Here is a 13582-nt window from a genome sequence, read left to right as displayed (position 1 = left end):
TTATGATGAGCAAATTTCATTCAGGCGCGCAACAACTTGGTCCGCTTCTTCCCATGAATAAGCTGTAGCACCAGAAGCCATTGGATGGCCCCCGCCCCCGAACTCTTTTGCCAATCCGTTGATGACCGGGCCTTTAGAGCGCAGGCGGACACGGATTTCATTTTCTTCTTCGATAAAAATGACCCATGCTTTCAAGTCTTTGACGTTGCCTAAGGAACCGACTAGAAGCGAAGTTTCCGTCGCTGTAACGCCGAACTCCTTTAAAATATCCATTGTGATTTTGACATGGGCGGCACCGCTGCTTTCCATGACGAAGTTCTGATAAATATAGCCCTGCAGATGCAGAAGGCTGCGGTCCATTTCATACAAGCCGTTGTGGAGTTCGTTGCGATCGAAATCCGCTTTGATCAATTCACCGGCTACGTCGAACGTCTTTTCTGTCGTGCTCGGAAACAGGAATCGGCCTGTATCGGCGATTATGCCGGCATATAGCTGGCGCGCGGCTGAAGCCGGCAGATCCCAACCCTTGTGCTGGCGCCCGAAAGCGAACAATTCGAAAACGAGTTCAGAAGCAGAACTGGCTTTGGTATCGACCAAAAGCAGGTCCCCATAAGCGTCGTCATTCGGGTGGTGATCGATTTTCACTACTTTTTCCCCGGTCTTGTAACGTTGGTCATCGACGCGTTCGGTATTGGCAGTATCCGTTACGATTACAAGTGCGCCTCTAAAGTCCTGGTCTTCAACCGTATCCGGAAATCCGAGAAAGTCGAGCGTAAAATCGTGTTCGCCTGCCGCCAGAACTTGTTTTTCCGGATAATTATGCTGGAGGAGATATTTCAGGCCAAGCTGCGACCCGTAAGCATCAGGGTCCGGGCGGACATGGCGATGGATAATGATCTTGCTATACTGTTCAATTGTGTCGATGATTTGACTGTTCATATCCAAGTTCCTCCATTTATAAGGAAATCCATTCGCAATTTCATGCTTTTCTAAGTACAATAGATATGAATTATGCATGACAGGAGGTCCCTTATGTTAGTATTTGTATTATTGATCATTGTATCATTTGTTTTTTATTTTTATTATAAAACAAAACAATTCCGCGCGGTGCTGCCGATCCGCAAAAAGTGGTACGGCGCAACCGCATCGTTTTCGTTGGGTGCATTTATGCTGTTTTTCGGCATCAACCAGCTTTTCATCTTCCAGACAGCCGTCACATACATCATTGCCGGCATTTTCATCGTACTCGGCTTGGCAATGATCGTCACGAATTACAAAGCAGCTAAACATTATCACCAATTTGTTGCTGAAGAAGCGCGCTTGAACCAGTAAGCCGAATAATAGTTGCAAGAGCTAAAACCTCTCCTTTTTGGAGAGGTTTTTTCATATCCACTTTTATCGATCAAGCAATTGGAACGTCAATAAGGCTTTTCCGACAATTTCGTTGTCGAACGTTACTTCAACATCCACTTTTGCTGATTTACGGCTAATATCCAAAATTACAGGTTTTATGGATACGGTAGAATCGAGCTGGACCGGATTCAAGTAATAGACGGTCATGTTTTCCAACGCGCTGTCTTTCCGGTTTTTCGTTTTCAAAGCGGCCGTTGCCGCTTCGATCAAAATCATGGAATATGCTCCGTATGAAATCGAGCCGTATGCGTTTGTCATTTGCGGCGTCACTTTAAAATCGAGCGCCAGTTTGTCGGCTGACTGCTGATTCAGCTGGCTCTTGATGATGTCGTCAATTGTTTCGCCTTGCTGGGGCTGGCGCTGTGCGGTCTGGATCGCTTTCAGCACATCTTGCCTGCTGATAACGCCTTTCAGCTTGCCCTGGTCATTCGCCACTGGAAGCAAATCGATTCCTTCCCAGATCATGCGGTGCCCGGCAGCGGCGACACTGGTCTGCATAGAAACGGTGATGGGATCTTTTGTCATGACTTTCTCGACCATTTCAGATGGCGCGTGCCCCATAACGTCTCGTGAAGTAATGATGCCAACAAGCTTGCCATTGTCATCTACCACGGGAAATCCGCCATGGGATGTTTCTTCGTTCTTTTCATGGTAGCGGCTGATCGAGTCTTTTTCATTCAACAGATGTGTTTCTTCAAGGGGGATCAATATGTCTTCGGTCAACAGAATTTCTTTTTTGATCAATTGATCGTAAATCGCCCGGTTGATCATCGTTGCCACTGTAAACGTGTCATAACTGGTCGAAATGACCGGCAATTCGTATTCATCTGCCAGTTTCTTGACTGTGTCGGAAGCTTCGAAACCACCTGTCACGAGGACTGCGGCTCCAGCTTGCAAAGCATATTCATGGGCCTTGTAGCGGTTGCCGACAATCAATAGATTGCCCGCTTCGGTATAGCGCATCATATCATCGAGCTGCATCGCACCGATGACAAATTTGGTCAATGATTTATGTAGGCCAGCCCGGCCACCGAGCACTTGGCCGTCGACGATATTGACGATTTCTGCATATGTGAGCCTTTCGATATTTTCCTTGTTTTTCCGCTCGATGCGGATTGTGCCGACGCGCTCAATCGTTGAAACGAGGCGCTGGACTTCCGCCTCTTTAATCGCGCGATAAGCTGTGCCTTCGCTGACTTGCAGCTCTTTGGCAATTCGGCGCACCGAAATTTTTTCGCCGACCGGAAGTTTTTCGATATATTGCAGGATTTGTTCGTGTTTGGTAGCCATCTTCTCACCTTTTCCTTCTGCATGCTGTTCTTTTCAGTGTACCATATTCCCTAATAAAACAATGATACAGCTGAAGCATCGGAAAGAAAGGCTGCGCACTGGATGCCATAAAAAAAGTCCAGAGAACTGGGTTCTCCGGACCGGCTATTAAATATCAAGGATGGTTCCGATTGCCAATACTGCCACTTCGGCGCTTTTCACCATTTTCTTGAATTCTTCAGGATCTTGCTTGATCGGTGGGAATGTATCGTAATGGATTGGGACAGCTACTTTCGGTTTGATCAGGTCGACTGCGTAAGCTGCATCTTCCGGTCCCATTGTGAAAAAGTCGCCGATCGGCACGAACGCCACATCAATATCGTTTCGTTTACCAATTAATTCCATGTCACCGAACAAGTCGGTATCGCCCGCGTGGTAGATTGTCTTGCCTTCTGCTTTGAACAAGATGCCGGCTGGCATACCGCCGTAAATCACATCACCGCTTTCTGTTGTATAGGCAGAACTGTGAAATGCTTTTGTGTATTTAACAGTGCCGAAGTCGAATTCATGCGAGCCGCCGAGATTCATGCCGACTGCATCGACTCCTTGCGAACCGAGATAGTTTGCCAATTCAACTGGTGCAACCACCTTGGCATTTTTCTTCTTCGCGAGTTCCACTGTGTCCCCTACGTGGTCGTTATGGGCATGCGTCAGCAAAATTGCATCTGGTTGTTCCGTACTGACATCCAAGTCAGTCAAGCTGTTGCCATTGATGAATGGATCGATTAAAATCGTCTTGCCGTTCGTTTGAATCTTCACTACTGAATGCCCGTGGTATGAAAGCTGCATAGAATCCCTCCTGAGTTTGTTGACAATAGTTTCAAGCAGTAATATACCCTAGTATTTGTTATGCTACACCTATAATAATTTAGAGGAGGACTACATATGGACAAAGTCAACCAATTGGAAAGCTACTTGAACGAATTTGACATCGATGCTGCATTCATCACTAACCCGGATAACGTCTTTTATTTCAGTGGCTTTAAAAGCAACCCGCATGAGCGCCTGCTTGGCATAATGGTATTCAAGGATGCAGAACCTTTCCTGATTTGCCCGCAAATGGAAATGCCGGACGCTAAAAATGCTGGATGGGAAGGTGAAATTATCGGTCATGCCGATACAGACAATTCCATGTCGATCCTCGCGGCCGCTGTTGCAGAGCGGACGGGCAGCCTTGGCAGATTCGCAATTGAAAAATCGCATATGACGGTCGAACGCTATGACGCGCTTACAGAAGCTATTGGCGAGCTGAAAATTTTAGCATTGGATAATCGAATCAATGCGATGCGCGTCATCAAAGATGAACTTGAACTGCAAATCCTCCGTGAAGCGGCAGAACTCGCTGATTACGCAATTGAAGTCGGCGCTAAAACCTTAAAAGAAGGCATTACGGAAATCGAAGTCATGACGGAAATCGAATTGGCGCTGAAAAAACGCGGTGTCACGCATATGTCATTCGATACCACTGTACTGAGCGGGCCAAAAGCGGCGTCGCCCCATGGCAAGACTGGCGACCGCAAAATCCAAAAAGGCGACCTTGTTCTTTTCGACCTTGGCGTCGTGCACAAAGGCTATTGCTCAGATATTACACGGACGCTTGCTTTCGGCGAGCCGAACGCTGAGCAGATTAAAGTGTATAACTTGGTGCTGAAAGCTGAACTCGCCTCATTAGAAGCCGTCAAACCGGGCGTTACCGCTGCTCAGCTTGATGAAGCTGCGCGAAACGTCATCGAAGATGCAGGGTATGGCGAATTTTTCACGCACCGCCTCGGCCACGGGCTCGGCATTTCGGTCCACGAATTCCCATCCCTTCACGGTTCCAATAACTTGATTATCGAAAGTGGCATGGTGTTCACGTTGGAACCTGGCGTTTACGTTCCAGGCAAAGTCGGCGTGCGCATCGAAGACGATGTCGCTGTTACTGAAACCGGCGTAGAAGTGTTGACGAAATATCCAAAAGAGCTGCAAATTATTCAACCTTGATCAGCGTATGAAAAAAGGCTGTCCCCAAAAGTCATCAATCGTGACTTCGGGAACAGCCTTTGTTATTTATCGGGACAATAATTCGTCAACCGATTTGTATTCCAATCCTTGGTCATCCGCAACCGCTTTATAAGTTACATAGCCTTGGAAAGTATTGACGCCTTTTTTCAGCGCTTCGTTATCAAGCACTGCTTTTTCGAAGCCTTTATTGGCAATTTGCACTGCAAATGGCACCGTAACGTTCGTCAGTCCCATCGTCGATGTGCGTGGAACCGCTCCAGGCATATTTGCGACTGCATAGTGGACAACATCGTGTTTGATGTAAGTCGGGTTGTCATGCGTCGTGATGCGGTCGCTCGTCTCGAAAATCCCGCCTTGGTCGATTGCGATATCAACGACCACAGAGCCAGGTTTCATCGACTTGATCATGTCTTCAGTGACAAGTTTAGGAGCTTTCGCACCTGGGATCAATACTGCGCCGACAACAAGGTCAGCTTCTTTCACTGATTCCGCGATATGAAGCGGATTTGAAATCAAAGTTTGTACATCAGAACCGAACAAATCGTCCAATTGGCGCAGGCGATCCGGATTCAAGTCGAGGATCGTAACGCTTGCACCCATTCCCACTGCCACTTTTGCAGCGTTCGTACCGGCAACACCCCCGCCGATAACAGCTACTTTGCCGCGTGATACTCCAGGAATACCACCAAGCAAGATTCCGCCGCCGCCGTAGATTTTCTCCAGAAATTGCGCGCCGATTTGCGTGGACATTTTTCCAGCCACTTCGCTCATTGGCGTCAATAACGGCAATGTGTTGTTCGGAAGCTGAACCGTTTCATAGGCGATGCCGATCACTTTCGACTCAAGCAACGCTTTCGTCAATTCAGGCTCCGGAGCTAAATGAAGATAGGTGAACAGAATCTGCCCTTCGCGGAAGAAGCCGTATTCCGAAGCAACTGGTTCTTTGACCTTCATAACCATGTCGTGCGACCACGCTTCTTGGGCTGTTGCTGCGATTTGTGCGCCTGCAACAACATAGTCTTCGTCCGTAAAACCTGAGCCGAGTCCAGCTCCTGCCTGGATGAAAACTTCATGGCCGAATAATGTCAAATTGACAACGCCCGCAGGTGTCATCGCGACACGGTTTTCATTGTTCTTCACTTCTGTTGGTACTCCAATACGCATTTCAAAACCCTCCAATGTCTGTTCTACAATATATTATTGAGAAACCGGTTAAATGTTCAAAGCAAGTCCATTTTATCAGATATTCCCAGATTCCGCTCTTCTTTTTTCAAGATATATATATTGAGTTATTGAATTCAGTTGTCAAAATTTCGCAAAAAAGCTGCGAAGGCATGGACCCAAGCATTGGGGCAATGCCTTTGCGACGAAGTGCGCAGCACTGCAACGCACTCCAATGTTTCAAAGCTAGCGTAGCGTTGCAACGGTTTTTCATGTCCCGAAGCTAGCGCAGCGTTGCAGGGACAGGGACAGGGACAGGGACAGGGACAGGGACAGGGACAGAAACAATCGTCATTGCACTGCCCAAAGCGACCAGAGCAAATTCAAATACCCCACTTCTTTATTTCAACTAATATGGTTCAATCTATATAACAAAGCTTATATAGGCAAACGCAAACATTCAGTGACAGCAATAAATAATTTCCTAAATCTTTTACATTAAAAGAAGGAATTCCTCCTAAATTAAGAGAACTTTATACTTATCAATTAAGGAGGAATGCATAATGACTTTAAAGTATTCACAGATTCTTGTAGCGGTTGATGGTTCAAAAGAAGCGGAATGGGCTTTCAAGAAATCAGTAGGAATTGCAAAACGGAATCATGCTACTCTTAATTTGGTAAATATTATTGATACCCGTTCGTTTGCGGCAATTGAAGCGTATGACCGTTCAATCGCTGACCGGGCTCAGAAATTCGCTGAAGATCTGCTTAACGGCTACAAACGTGAAGCGGAAGCCGGCGGTGTTGAAAAAGTTAACATCGTTGTTGATTACGGTTCTCCAAAAACGATGATTTCACGTGAGTTGGCTGAACGGGTTTCTGCAGATTTGATCATCTGCGGAGCGACTGGACTTAATGCAGTTGAACGCTTCCTGATTGGCAGTGTTTCGGAACACATTGTCCGTTCTGCGAAATGCGACGTGCTCGTAGTGCGTACGGATGACCAAGGAGAAGAAATCGAGGCAGGCGAATTCGCAGCAAGCGACGAAATGTCCTCTAGCAATTCTGAACAGATTGTCGGAGACAAAACTCCATTGCAAAAATCGTCTGAGCCGGTAGTGGGCGAAAACATCGATCGACGTTAAACACACGGTTCTTAAAACTTTAAATAAACATTCAAAGCGGCCAGTCATCAGACTGGCCGCTTTCTTATGCAGTTTTAAAATACTCCAGGGTATTCCGTTTCCAATTGTTTCAGCAGCTGTTTTCGGATAATTTCATTGTAAACAATGTATTCTTCGATGAGTATTTTAAACCCTTCCAAACGGTCCGCTGAATTCACCTTTTCAAAAGCAGGCACCGAAAGTCCGAAATCGTAATAGTCGGTTTCACCGCTCGCTTCGGCCTCTTTTTCTGCCGCCAGGTGATATTCGAGCGCTTTTTTTGAATCCGTTAACAGATAAATCTCCGACAAGAACAACAAATCATCAATCGGGAATAGGCTGGTATTTTCTTTGAGTTTCTGTTCGGTATAGTCTGCTGCCTTTTCAAACTTGCCTTGCTGAAGGTACATATCCGTCATGAGCCACATCGCTTCATCGGCGTCGTATTCGCTGCCTGTTTTCAGAATGTCAGCCGCATATTCTTCCGCTTCTGCGAAACGCTCCATCTCAATTGCCGTCAACAGTCTATTGTATTTGGCTTCAGACGCTTGTTGGTCGCTGATCATTTCATCAAGGAACGTATCCTGGAACTCCGCAAGGTCCTGCTGGGTAATGTCTTCCAAGGTGCTGTAAAATTCCGCAACACTTTTGGTCGCTAATAATTCGGTTATCCGCTGTTCGCCATGCTCTTCTGCAATTGATGCTACCGCTAATGAACTTTGTACATATGGATCAAAATCATCGGAAAAAGCGGCATCGAAATTCTCAGGGTCATCCAAGCTGTGAAAATCCAATATTTCCACCGTTTCAAGGTCAACCCAGATAGCAACGTCTTCTGCAAGATAATCTGCCATGCCTTCTTCGAACCATTGCGGCGTCCTAGTTAAATTTAAACCGTTCTTTTCAGCGAAGAGATGACTTTGGTAATGGGCGTATTCGTGAATCAAGATTACTTCCCAGAATGGATCGTCTGGAACCAAGTGGATTGTCCGGTTTGCGCCGTTGTAGAAACCGGATATCTCTTCCATCCCACCGCTTTCCTCAAGCGAACTGTACTCTTGGTGAAACTCGATGGCGAGCCCGCCTTTATCTTGCGTGCCAAAAAAGGCATTGAATTCTTCCCTTTTTTCGGCAAGTACTCCATCGAATTTTTCTATCTCTTCGGCATTTTTTGCCGTGTGGTAATAAGCAACACCATTTTTCAATTCTTTCTGCAGCTCTTGCTGGGTCGGAATCTGGAGGACTGTACTGGTGAATAACCGTGTCTTTTCGGTGTGAGACAGCCCCCTCTCACCCAAAGTATATTCAACATACGAGTTGATCACAGCTACGAAAGTGACAACAGAAAAAAGCAGCACCGAAAATACCATTAAGCCGGCCGCTTCCCCTGAATTTGCAATCCGTAAAAAGGCGAACCCGCCTTTGATCATGGCGTAAAAGCTGATAATGAAAAGTACAGCGCATAACAATAACAGCAAAACCGCAGCCCCCAGCCCGCCAGCCAAGCCTGAACTTAATATCAAGTGATAGCTGCCAATTGACAAAGAGACCAAGGCAATAACATAAATGAAGAATTTCAATAAGCTTTTCATAGGGCCTCCCGTTAAGCTGAATGTGTTATTAAATTAATATTCACATAGACATATAAGCTAAATGTTTTCTATATATTAACAGTAATATAAATCTAAATACACTAAATTTTTTATTAATTGAAAAAGAACACACAGAAAGGCTTTGCATTTATGCCTTTCTGTTTGCTCTTTTCTTGCCACTCGAATCTCTTTCCCCGATTTGCGGCCGGATTTCAGGCGTTTTTCTTCTAATTATTTTTGAATTTCGATTATTGTGTATGCGGGATTTCCGCTGCAGCCGCCCAAAATATAGCTTGTCGATTCTTCACTTTCCTTTTTTTCCAGCGTATCGCAGTTGCGTTCCCATTCTTCGCCTGACCCATAAGCGTCTTCGCTGGCGTCATACTGAAGTAAAATGCCGTTGCTGGAATACCGCAGCGTTTCATATATCGGATCGCCTTCAATTGTGAAGTGTTCAATGCGGACTGCGTCTTCTTTTTTCTGTTCGAAATTTTCCAGGAACCGGTCGAGCCTTTCGATATTTTCAAGTTCTCCGTGTGTATCAACTATGAGGTCTTCTTCTGGCCAGCTGCCGGATGGCCCACAGCCACCTGACACCATCAGTGTAAGTAGGGACAATAACAATAAACGCAACATGCCCTTGCCTCCCTCTTTTATTCATTAGACGCATCAGCATCGAATAGATTACATCTGAAAGGCATTTATTTTAGCCAACTGTCCAGAAACTCACTTTGGTCCCCTTCAAAATAATCTTCAAAGAAAACTTTAAAGTCTTCGGTGTTCAAGAACTTGAATTGAAATTCGGTGTAGTAGGCAGACAAAAATGCTAATGCCTCTTCTTGGCCACCCCGTTCAGCGAAAAAGTCCCGCAATCTGAGCGGTGCTTCTCCGTAGACAGTGGAGACATAGCGGAGATCGCTGTACTCGTCGAGCGGCAGGTTCGTGTATTTCTCTGGATCTTCGGACAGCAGCGCCATTTCAGCAGAACTAAAGCCGTACGATTCGTCGCCGTAATATTCTGTCAAAAACAGTGATGAGGCAAATTCAGTAATGCTTTCGTCAAGCCATGCATCTTCGAAGGGATCGTTGCCGACGATGTAATAAAACCATTGATGTGCGATTTCATGCACCAGCACACTGTCGACTGAATCCTGGTCCGCCCCCACTTCAACGATGTTCGGGTATTCCATGTAGCCGTCGTTGCCGATGATGTCGAGTTCCGGAAAAGGATTGTCTCCGATCGATTCCTCGAAAAAAGCGAATGCTGACTGCGCCACTTCTGCCGATCTATCCAGCAATTCCTGATCCAGCGGCATGAAAAGCCGTATATCCGTTCCCTCGGATTGCACTGTTTCATGAAGCCATTGAGTTGGATTCAACAGCGCCATATAGAAGTCTTTAATCCTATCGCCCTGCACCATGCCGGAAGAAGATGCTTGGACAACTCCATCATCCGCCGAGGTAGCGACAAGAAATTCTTGCGGCAAGCTATAGGATACCGTGAACGAGCCAAAACCGGTATGGTACGACTCACCCGTCAGGTCGAAATCCTGGATATCCCATCCCCCGTCATATTGAGCGAGCATCGGGTACCACTGGGCCAAATAGAAATTCCGTTCATCCTGCGATAACCGCAAACCGCCTTCCGGCAGCTTTAAGGAGTAGCTGATATCGATTGTTTCACTTTCTCCGGGTTGGAGCGGACTATGGAGTTCAACCAGAAGTTCGTTATTTTCAAGGCTGTATGGCATATCACCATCTGAAACCGAAATTGCATCGATCTCAGATTTCGCTGAATCCTGATAAAAATCGAAAGTTTCATCCGGATTCAAGGCGTTCGGCACAAAATAAAACCCGATGTCTTCAAATGCCTCGTCCGAGTCGTTCGTCACTCTGATTTTTGCAGCGACGTGAAAAACGTCTTCGTTGTCGAGCTCCAGCTTTATATCATACACTGCGCTTGCGCTCATTTCCGTGGCACCGCTTTTCTTATCCTGTAATGCAACGGCTAGCCAAATGACAACCGCTGCTATCAAGGCTAAGCCCAAACCTATCCATATCCTGCGGTTCATTTTCATCCCTCATTTTCCATTTATTAATAAGTGGATTCGACAATCCTGTGCATTTCCCTTTATCTGAATGAAACCTTGCCTCCATCTATGTTATTATTAACGATGTTGAAAAAAGAGGTTCGCAAACTCCCTCTCTAAAAAACTAAGGAGATGTTTTCATTGAAAAAAGAAAAAGCGGTCGTCGTTTTCAGCGGCGGCCAAGACAGCACCACTTGTTTGTTCTGGGCGATTAAAAACTTCAGCGAAGTCGCAACTGTGACGTTCGACTACGGGCAGCGCCATTCAGCCGAAATCGAATGCGCCCGAAAAATTGCGGAAGAATTGAACGTTTCATTTAAAGTGCTCGATATGACATTGATCAATCAGCTTTCAGCGAATGCGTTGACACGGGATGATATCGAAGTGTCGGCACAAGAAGGCGAATTGCCTTCCACGTTCGTGCCGGGCAGAAACCTGCTGTTCCTGTCATTTGCGGCAGTTTACGCGGATGCAATCGGAGCACGCCAATTGATCACAGGCGTCAGCCAAACGGATTTCAGCGGCTATCCTGATTGCCGTGACACCTTCATCAAATCATTGAACGTCACGCTGAACTTGGCGATGGATAAACAATTCATCATCCAAACACCGTTGATGTGGCTCGATAAAGCGGACGTCTGGCAATTATCCGACGAGCTCGGCGCATTGGACTTCGTGCAGGAAAAAACCTTGACATGCTATAACGGCATCCCAAGCACGGGCTGTGGTGAATGCCCTGCCTGCCAATTGCGCAATGCCGGCCTTGCTGCTTACAAAGAACGGAAATTTGCAGGTGAATTCGTATGATGCAGCAATTCTATCCGACAGTGCCGCATGAATTCCGCTTTGAATTGAACAAAGACCTGAATTTCTCTGCTGCGCACTTCATCCCGAGCAAAGACGCCGGGCAATGCCAGGAAATGCACGGCCATACGTATTTCGTCAATGTCACCATCGGCGGCGATACGGTTGATGCCAGTGGCTTCTTGATCGATTTTAAACAAATCAAACAAGCAATCCATAAAAAATATGACCATTCGGTCTTGAACAACCATCCGGAATTTAAAGATAAGTTTCCGACGACTGAATTATTGGCTGAACAAATCTGGCAGACGATTCAGGACTTGCTTATGGCAACGGAAAACAAACCTTTTTGCCTGCAGGTCATCGTACGGGAAACTCCCACGAGCTATGTCATCTACCGTCCGCTCAAGGAGGATTTCCGATGAAGATTCCTGTCATGGAAGTGTTCGGCCCGACGATTCAAGGCGAAGGCATGGTCATGGGCCAGAAAACGATGTTCGTACGCACAGCCGGCTGTGATTATTCGTGTTCCTGGTGTGATTCCAAATTCACCTGGGACGGAACAGGCACGAGTGTTTCTAAAAAGCCGGAAGAAATTATCGACGAATTAATAGAAATCGGAGGCGCCGCATTTTCGCACGTCACCATTTCCGGCGGCAATCCTGCGCTGCATAAGGGCATCGGCGAGCTGGTCGATTTATGCCACTCGAATAACTGGAAAGTCGGCGTTGAAACTCAAGGCTCGTTTTGGCAGGATTGGATGCGAGAAATCGACGACATCACGATATCGCCAAAACCTCCGAGCTCAGGGATGAATACGGATTTCAGCAAACTGGATTTTTTCGTTGATAATCTAGCGGATGCCAATGCAACATTAAAAGTCGTCATTTTCGACGAAGAAGATTTCAAGTATGCGGAAGATCTCCATGTACGTTACCCGGCGTTGCCGTTTTTTCTGCAGGTCGGCAATAGCGACACCACAACTATCGACGACGCGAAACTCGTCTCCGATTTATTAGGCCGCTATGAATGGCTCATCGAACTTGCCGTGCGCTCCCAAATCATGAATGACGCGAAAGTTCTGCCGCAGCTCCACACACTCTTATGGGGAAACAAACGCGGCGTCTAAGGAATAGAAAAAGCACGCAATCGATTTTGATTGCGTGCTTTTTGCGTTTAAGGGATGCTTTGCAATGCTTGCTTCACTGTCGCATATGAATCGATGCCGGACATATCAATGTTGCTATTGACAATGGTCTGCGCGAGATCCGGACGCAGGCCCGCAGCCACAACATGAATGCCCATAAGGCGGAGTGTGCCGCCGATTTGATGCAGCGCATGAGCGACATGCTCATTGATTGTGGCGACACCAGAAAAGTCGGTGATGACGTGGTGGACATCTTTTTCCGCAATTTCAGGTATGACATTCTCCATGATATGTTTTACGCGCATATCGTCCAGATAACCGATCAATGGCAAGACCACAATTTCGTCTGTTATGGGAACGACCGGAGCGGACAGCTTCACCAACTCTTTCTGCACGCCTTCCTGTTTTGATTCCGACAATTTCTCATATGCCGAGAAGGTTTCACTTAGACTGGCATCCAGGAGATTATTGATTCGCTTGATGATGAACGCGTTTTGTCTAATAGATAATCCGAACTCTTCACTTAAATCCGTAAAGACATCCGTAAAAACATCACGTGTCGGCGGGTAACGGACAACTATGATAGACAACTGCCCACTTATGGCGACAACCATTTCTGCATTTTTTCTGCTCCATTCGATCAATGCCGGCGGGATGTTATGCTCGCTGTCTTGGTCAAGCAGCTCGGTCAAGTAACTCAAAAACTGCACATACATATCAATCGCCTGTTCTTTTTCACCTGGTTGAAGTTTAATCGCCAGCCTGTCAACGACTTCTTCCACAATCCGAGTTGATAAAGAAAACAAGTTGTCATTTATATGATTGGAAAAATTATTCAATGAACTCATCATTTCCCATCCTTTTCTTTGGCTATGTGTC

13 protein-coding genes, 1 pseudogene and 1 riboswitch are annotated in these 13582 nt (G+C 46.4%); of the genes and pseudogenes, 6 read left to right on the top strand and 8 right to left on the bottom strand.

Annotated elements, in window-relative coordinates:
* Window positions 1–939, bottom strand: coding sequence for a DHH family phosphoesterase (locus AC4EHB_RS00615; RefSeq protein ID WP_490980410.1), 939 nt, complete (start codon window positions 937–939; stop codon window positions 1–3).
* 93 nt (window positions 940–1032) lie between these two features.
* Here AC4EHB_RS00615 and AC4EHB_RS00610 point away from each other — a divergent pair, with 93 nt between their 5' ends.
* Complete coding sequence (locus AC4EHB_RS00610) at window positions 1033–1332, top strand: YtpI family protein (RefSeq protein WP_490973668.1); 300 nt, start codon at window positions 1033–1035, stop codon at window positions 1330–1332.
* A gap of 63 nt (window positions 1333–1395) precedes the next feature.
* On the opposite strand, the gene AC4EHB_RS00605 is transcribed toward AC4EHB_RS00610, so the two are convergent.
* A complete protein-coding gene (locus tag AC4EHB_RS00605) occupies window positions 1396–2703 on the bottom strand; it encodes a DRTGG domain-containing protein (protein ID WP_490980409.1) in 1308 nt (435 codons plus the stop codon).
* Between the two features lie 147 nt (window positions 2704–2850).
* Window positions 2851–3531 (bottom strand): metal-dependent hydrolase, encoded by a 681-nt coding sequence (locus AC4EHB_RS00600; RefSeq protein ID WP_490973666.1) that lies wholly within the window; start codon window positions 3529–3531, stop codon window positions 2851–2853.
* 96 nt (window positions 3532–3627) lie between these two features.
* On the opposite strand from AC4EHB_RS00600, the gene AC4EHB_RS00595 reads away from it, so the two are divergent.
* Window positions 3628–4725, top strand: coding sequence for a M24 family metallopeptidase (locus AC4EHB_RS00595; RefSeq protein ID WP_490980408.1), 1098 nt, complete (start codon window positions 3628–3630; stop codon window positions 4723–4725).
* 66 nt (window positions 4726–4791) lie between these two features.
* Here AC4EHB_RS00595 and ald read toward each other — a convergent pair whose 3' ends face one another.
* Window positions 4792–5910, bottom strand: coding sequence for an alanine dehydrogenase (gene ald, locus AC4EHB_RS00590; protein ID WP_490980407.1), 1119 nt, complete (start codon window positions 5908–5910; stop codon window positions 4792–4794).
* A gap of 560 nt (window positions 5911–6470) precedes the next feature.
* Between ald and AC4EHB_RS00585 the strand changes: the two are divergent.
* Window positions 6471–6920 (top strand): annotated as a pseudogene (locus AC4EHB_RS00585) (universal stress protein); the annotation flags it as partial.
* 206 nt (window positions 6921–7126) lie between these two features.
* On the opposite strand, the gene AC4EHB_RS00580 reads toward AC4EHB_RS00585, so the two are convergent.
* The 3 genes from AC4EHB_RS00580 to AC4EHB_RS00570 form a co-directional block, all read right to left on the bottom strand.
* Entirely contained in the window at window positions 7127–8662 is a 1536-nt protein-coding gene (locus AC4EHB_RS00580; protein WP_490980406.1) for a hypothetical protein, read from the bottom strand.
* Between the two features lie 231 nt (window positions 8663–8893).
* On the bottom strand, window positions 8894–9298 hold the full coding sequence (locus tag AC4EHB_RS00575) for a DUF4362 domain-containing protein (RefSeq protein WP_490980405.1): 405 nt from the start codon (window positions 9296–9298) through the stop codon (window positions 8894–8896).
* A gap of 65 nt (window positions 9299–9363) precedes the next feature.
* Window positions 9364–10734: a M1 family metallopeptidase gene (locus tag AC4EHB_RS00570; protein WP_490980404.1), complete on the bottom strand. Its 1371-nt coding sequence runs from the start codon at window positions 10732–10734 to the stop codon at window positions 9364–9366.
* 108 nt (window positions 10735–10842) lie between these two features.
* A riboswitch (PreQ1 riboswitch) is annotated at window positions 10843–10886 on the top strand.
* Between the two features lie 7 nt (window positions 10887–10893).
* Here AC4EHB_RS00570 and queC point away from each other — a divergent pair.
* From queC to queE, 3 genes are read left to right on the top strand one after another with little or no spacing between them, the layout of a single operon-like run.
* Window positions 10894–11559: a 7-cyano-7-deazaguanine synthase QueC gene (queC, locus tag AC4EHB_RS00565; protein WP_490980403.1), complete on the top strand. Its 666-nt coding sequence runs from the start codon at window positions 10894–10896 to the stop codon at window positions 11557–11559.
* Window positions 11556–11981 (top strand): 6-carboxytetrahydropterin synthase QueD, encoded by a 426-nt coding sequence (gene queD / locus AC4EHB_RS00560; protein ID WP_490973659.1) that lies wholly within the window; start codon window positions 11556–11558, stop codon window positions 11979–11981. Before queC ends, queD begins: the two co-directional genes overlap by 4 nt.
* Window positions 11978–12685: a 7-carboxy-7-deazaguanine synthase QueE gene (queE, locus tag AC4EHB_RS00555; RefSeq protein WP_490980402.1), complete on the top strand. Its 708-nt coding sequence runs from the start codon at window positions 11978–11980 to the stop codon at window positions 12683–12685. Before queD ends, queE begins: the two co-directional genes overlap by 4 nt.
* Window positions 12686–12732: 47 nt before the next feature.
* Here the strand turns inward: queE and AC4EHB_RS00550 are convergent, their stop codons facing one another.
* Entirely contained in the window at window positions 12733–13551 is an 819-nt protein-coding gene (locus AC4EHB_RS00550; RefSeq protein ID WP_490973657.1) for an STAS domain-containing protein, read from the bottom strand.
* Window positions 13552–13582: the final 31 nt, after the last annotated feature.

The organism is Planococcus sp. TJ-302, assembly GCF_058268455.1.
The sequence above is the reverse complement of the archived record's forward strand: the minus strand, read 5'-3'. Positions and strand labels throughout refer to the sequence as shown.

Excerpts from the sequence above, each read along its gene's own strand:
- AC4EHB_RS00570 (WP_490980404.1), bottom strand. The coding sequence starts at position 10,734 with ATGAACCGCAGGATATGGATAGGTTTGGGCTTAGCCTTGATAGCAGCG.
- AC4EHB_RS00600 (WP_490973666.1), bottom strand. The coding sequence starts at position 3,531 with ATGCAGCTTTCATACCACGGGCATTCAGTAGTGAAGATTCAAACGAAC.
- AC4EHB_RS00595 (WP_490980408.1), top strand. The coding sequence starts at position 3,628 with ATGGACAAAGTCAACCAATTGGAAAGCTACTTGAACGAATTTGACATC.
- AC4EHB_RS00615 (WP_490980410.1), bottom strand. The coding sequence starts at position 939 with ATGAACAGTCAAATCATCGACACAATTGAACAGTATAGCAAGATCATT.
- AC4EHB_RS00575 (WP_490980405.1), bottom strand. The coding sequence starts at position 9,298 with ATGTTGCGTTTATTGTTATTGTCCCTACTTACACTGATGGTGTCAGGT.
- AC4EHB_RS00610 (WP_490973668.1), top strand. The coding sequence starts at position 1,033 with ATGTTAGTATTTGTATTATTGATCATTGTATCATTTGTTTTTTATTTT.
- AC4EHB_RS00550 (WP_490973657.1), bottom strand. The coding sequence starts at position 13,551 with ATGAGTTCATTGAATAATTTTTCCAATCATATAAATGACAACTTGTTT.
- AC4EHB_RS00605 (WP_490980409.1), bottom strand. The coding sequence starts at position 2,703 with ATGGCTACCAAACACGAACAAATCCTGCAATATATCGAAAAACTTCCG.
- queD (WP_490973659.1), top strand. The coding sequence starts at position 11,556 with ATGATGCAGCAATTCTATCCGACAGTGCCGCATGAATTCCGCTTTGAA.
- queE (WP_490980402.1), top strand. The coding sequence starts at position 11,978 with ATGAAGATTCCTGTCATGGAAGTGTTCGGCCCGACGATTCAAGGCGAA.
- AC4EHB_RS00580 (WP_490980406.1), bottom strand. The coding sequence starts at position 8,662 with ATGAAAAGCTTATTGAAATTCTTCATTTATGTTATTGCCTTGGTCTCT.
- ald (WP_490980407.1), bottom strand. The coding sequence starts at position 5,910 with ATGCGTATTGGAGTACCAACAGAAGTGAAGAACAATGAAAACCGTGTC.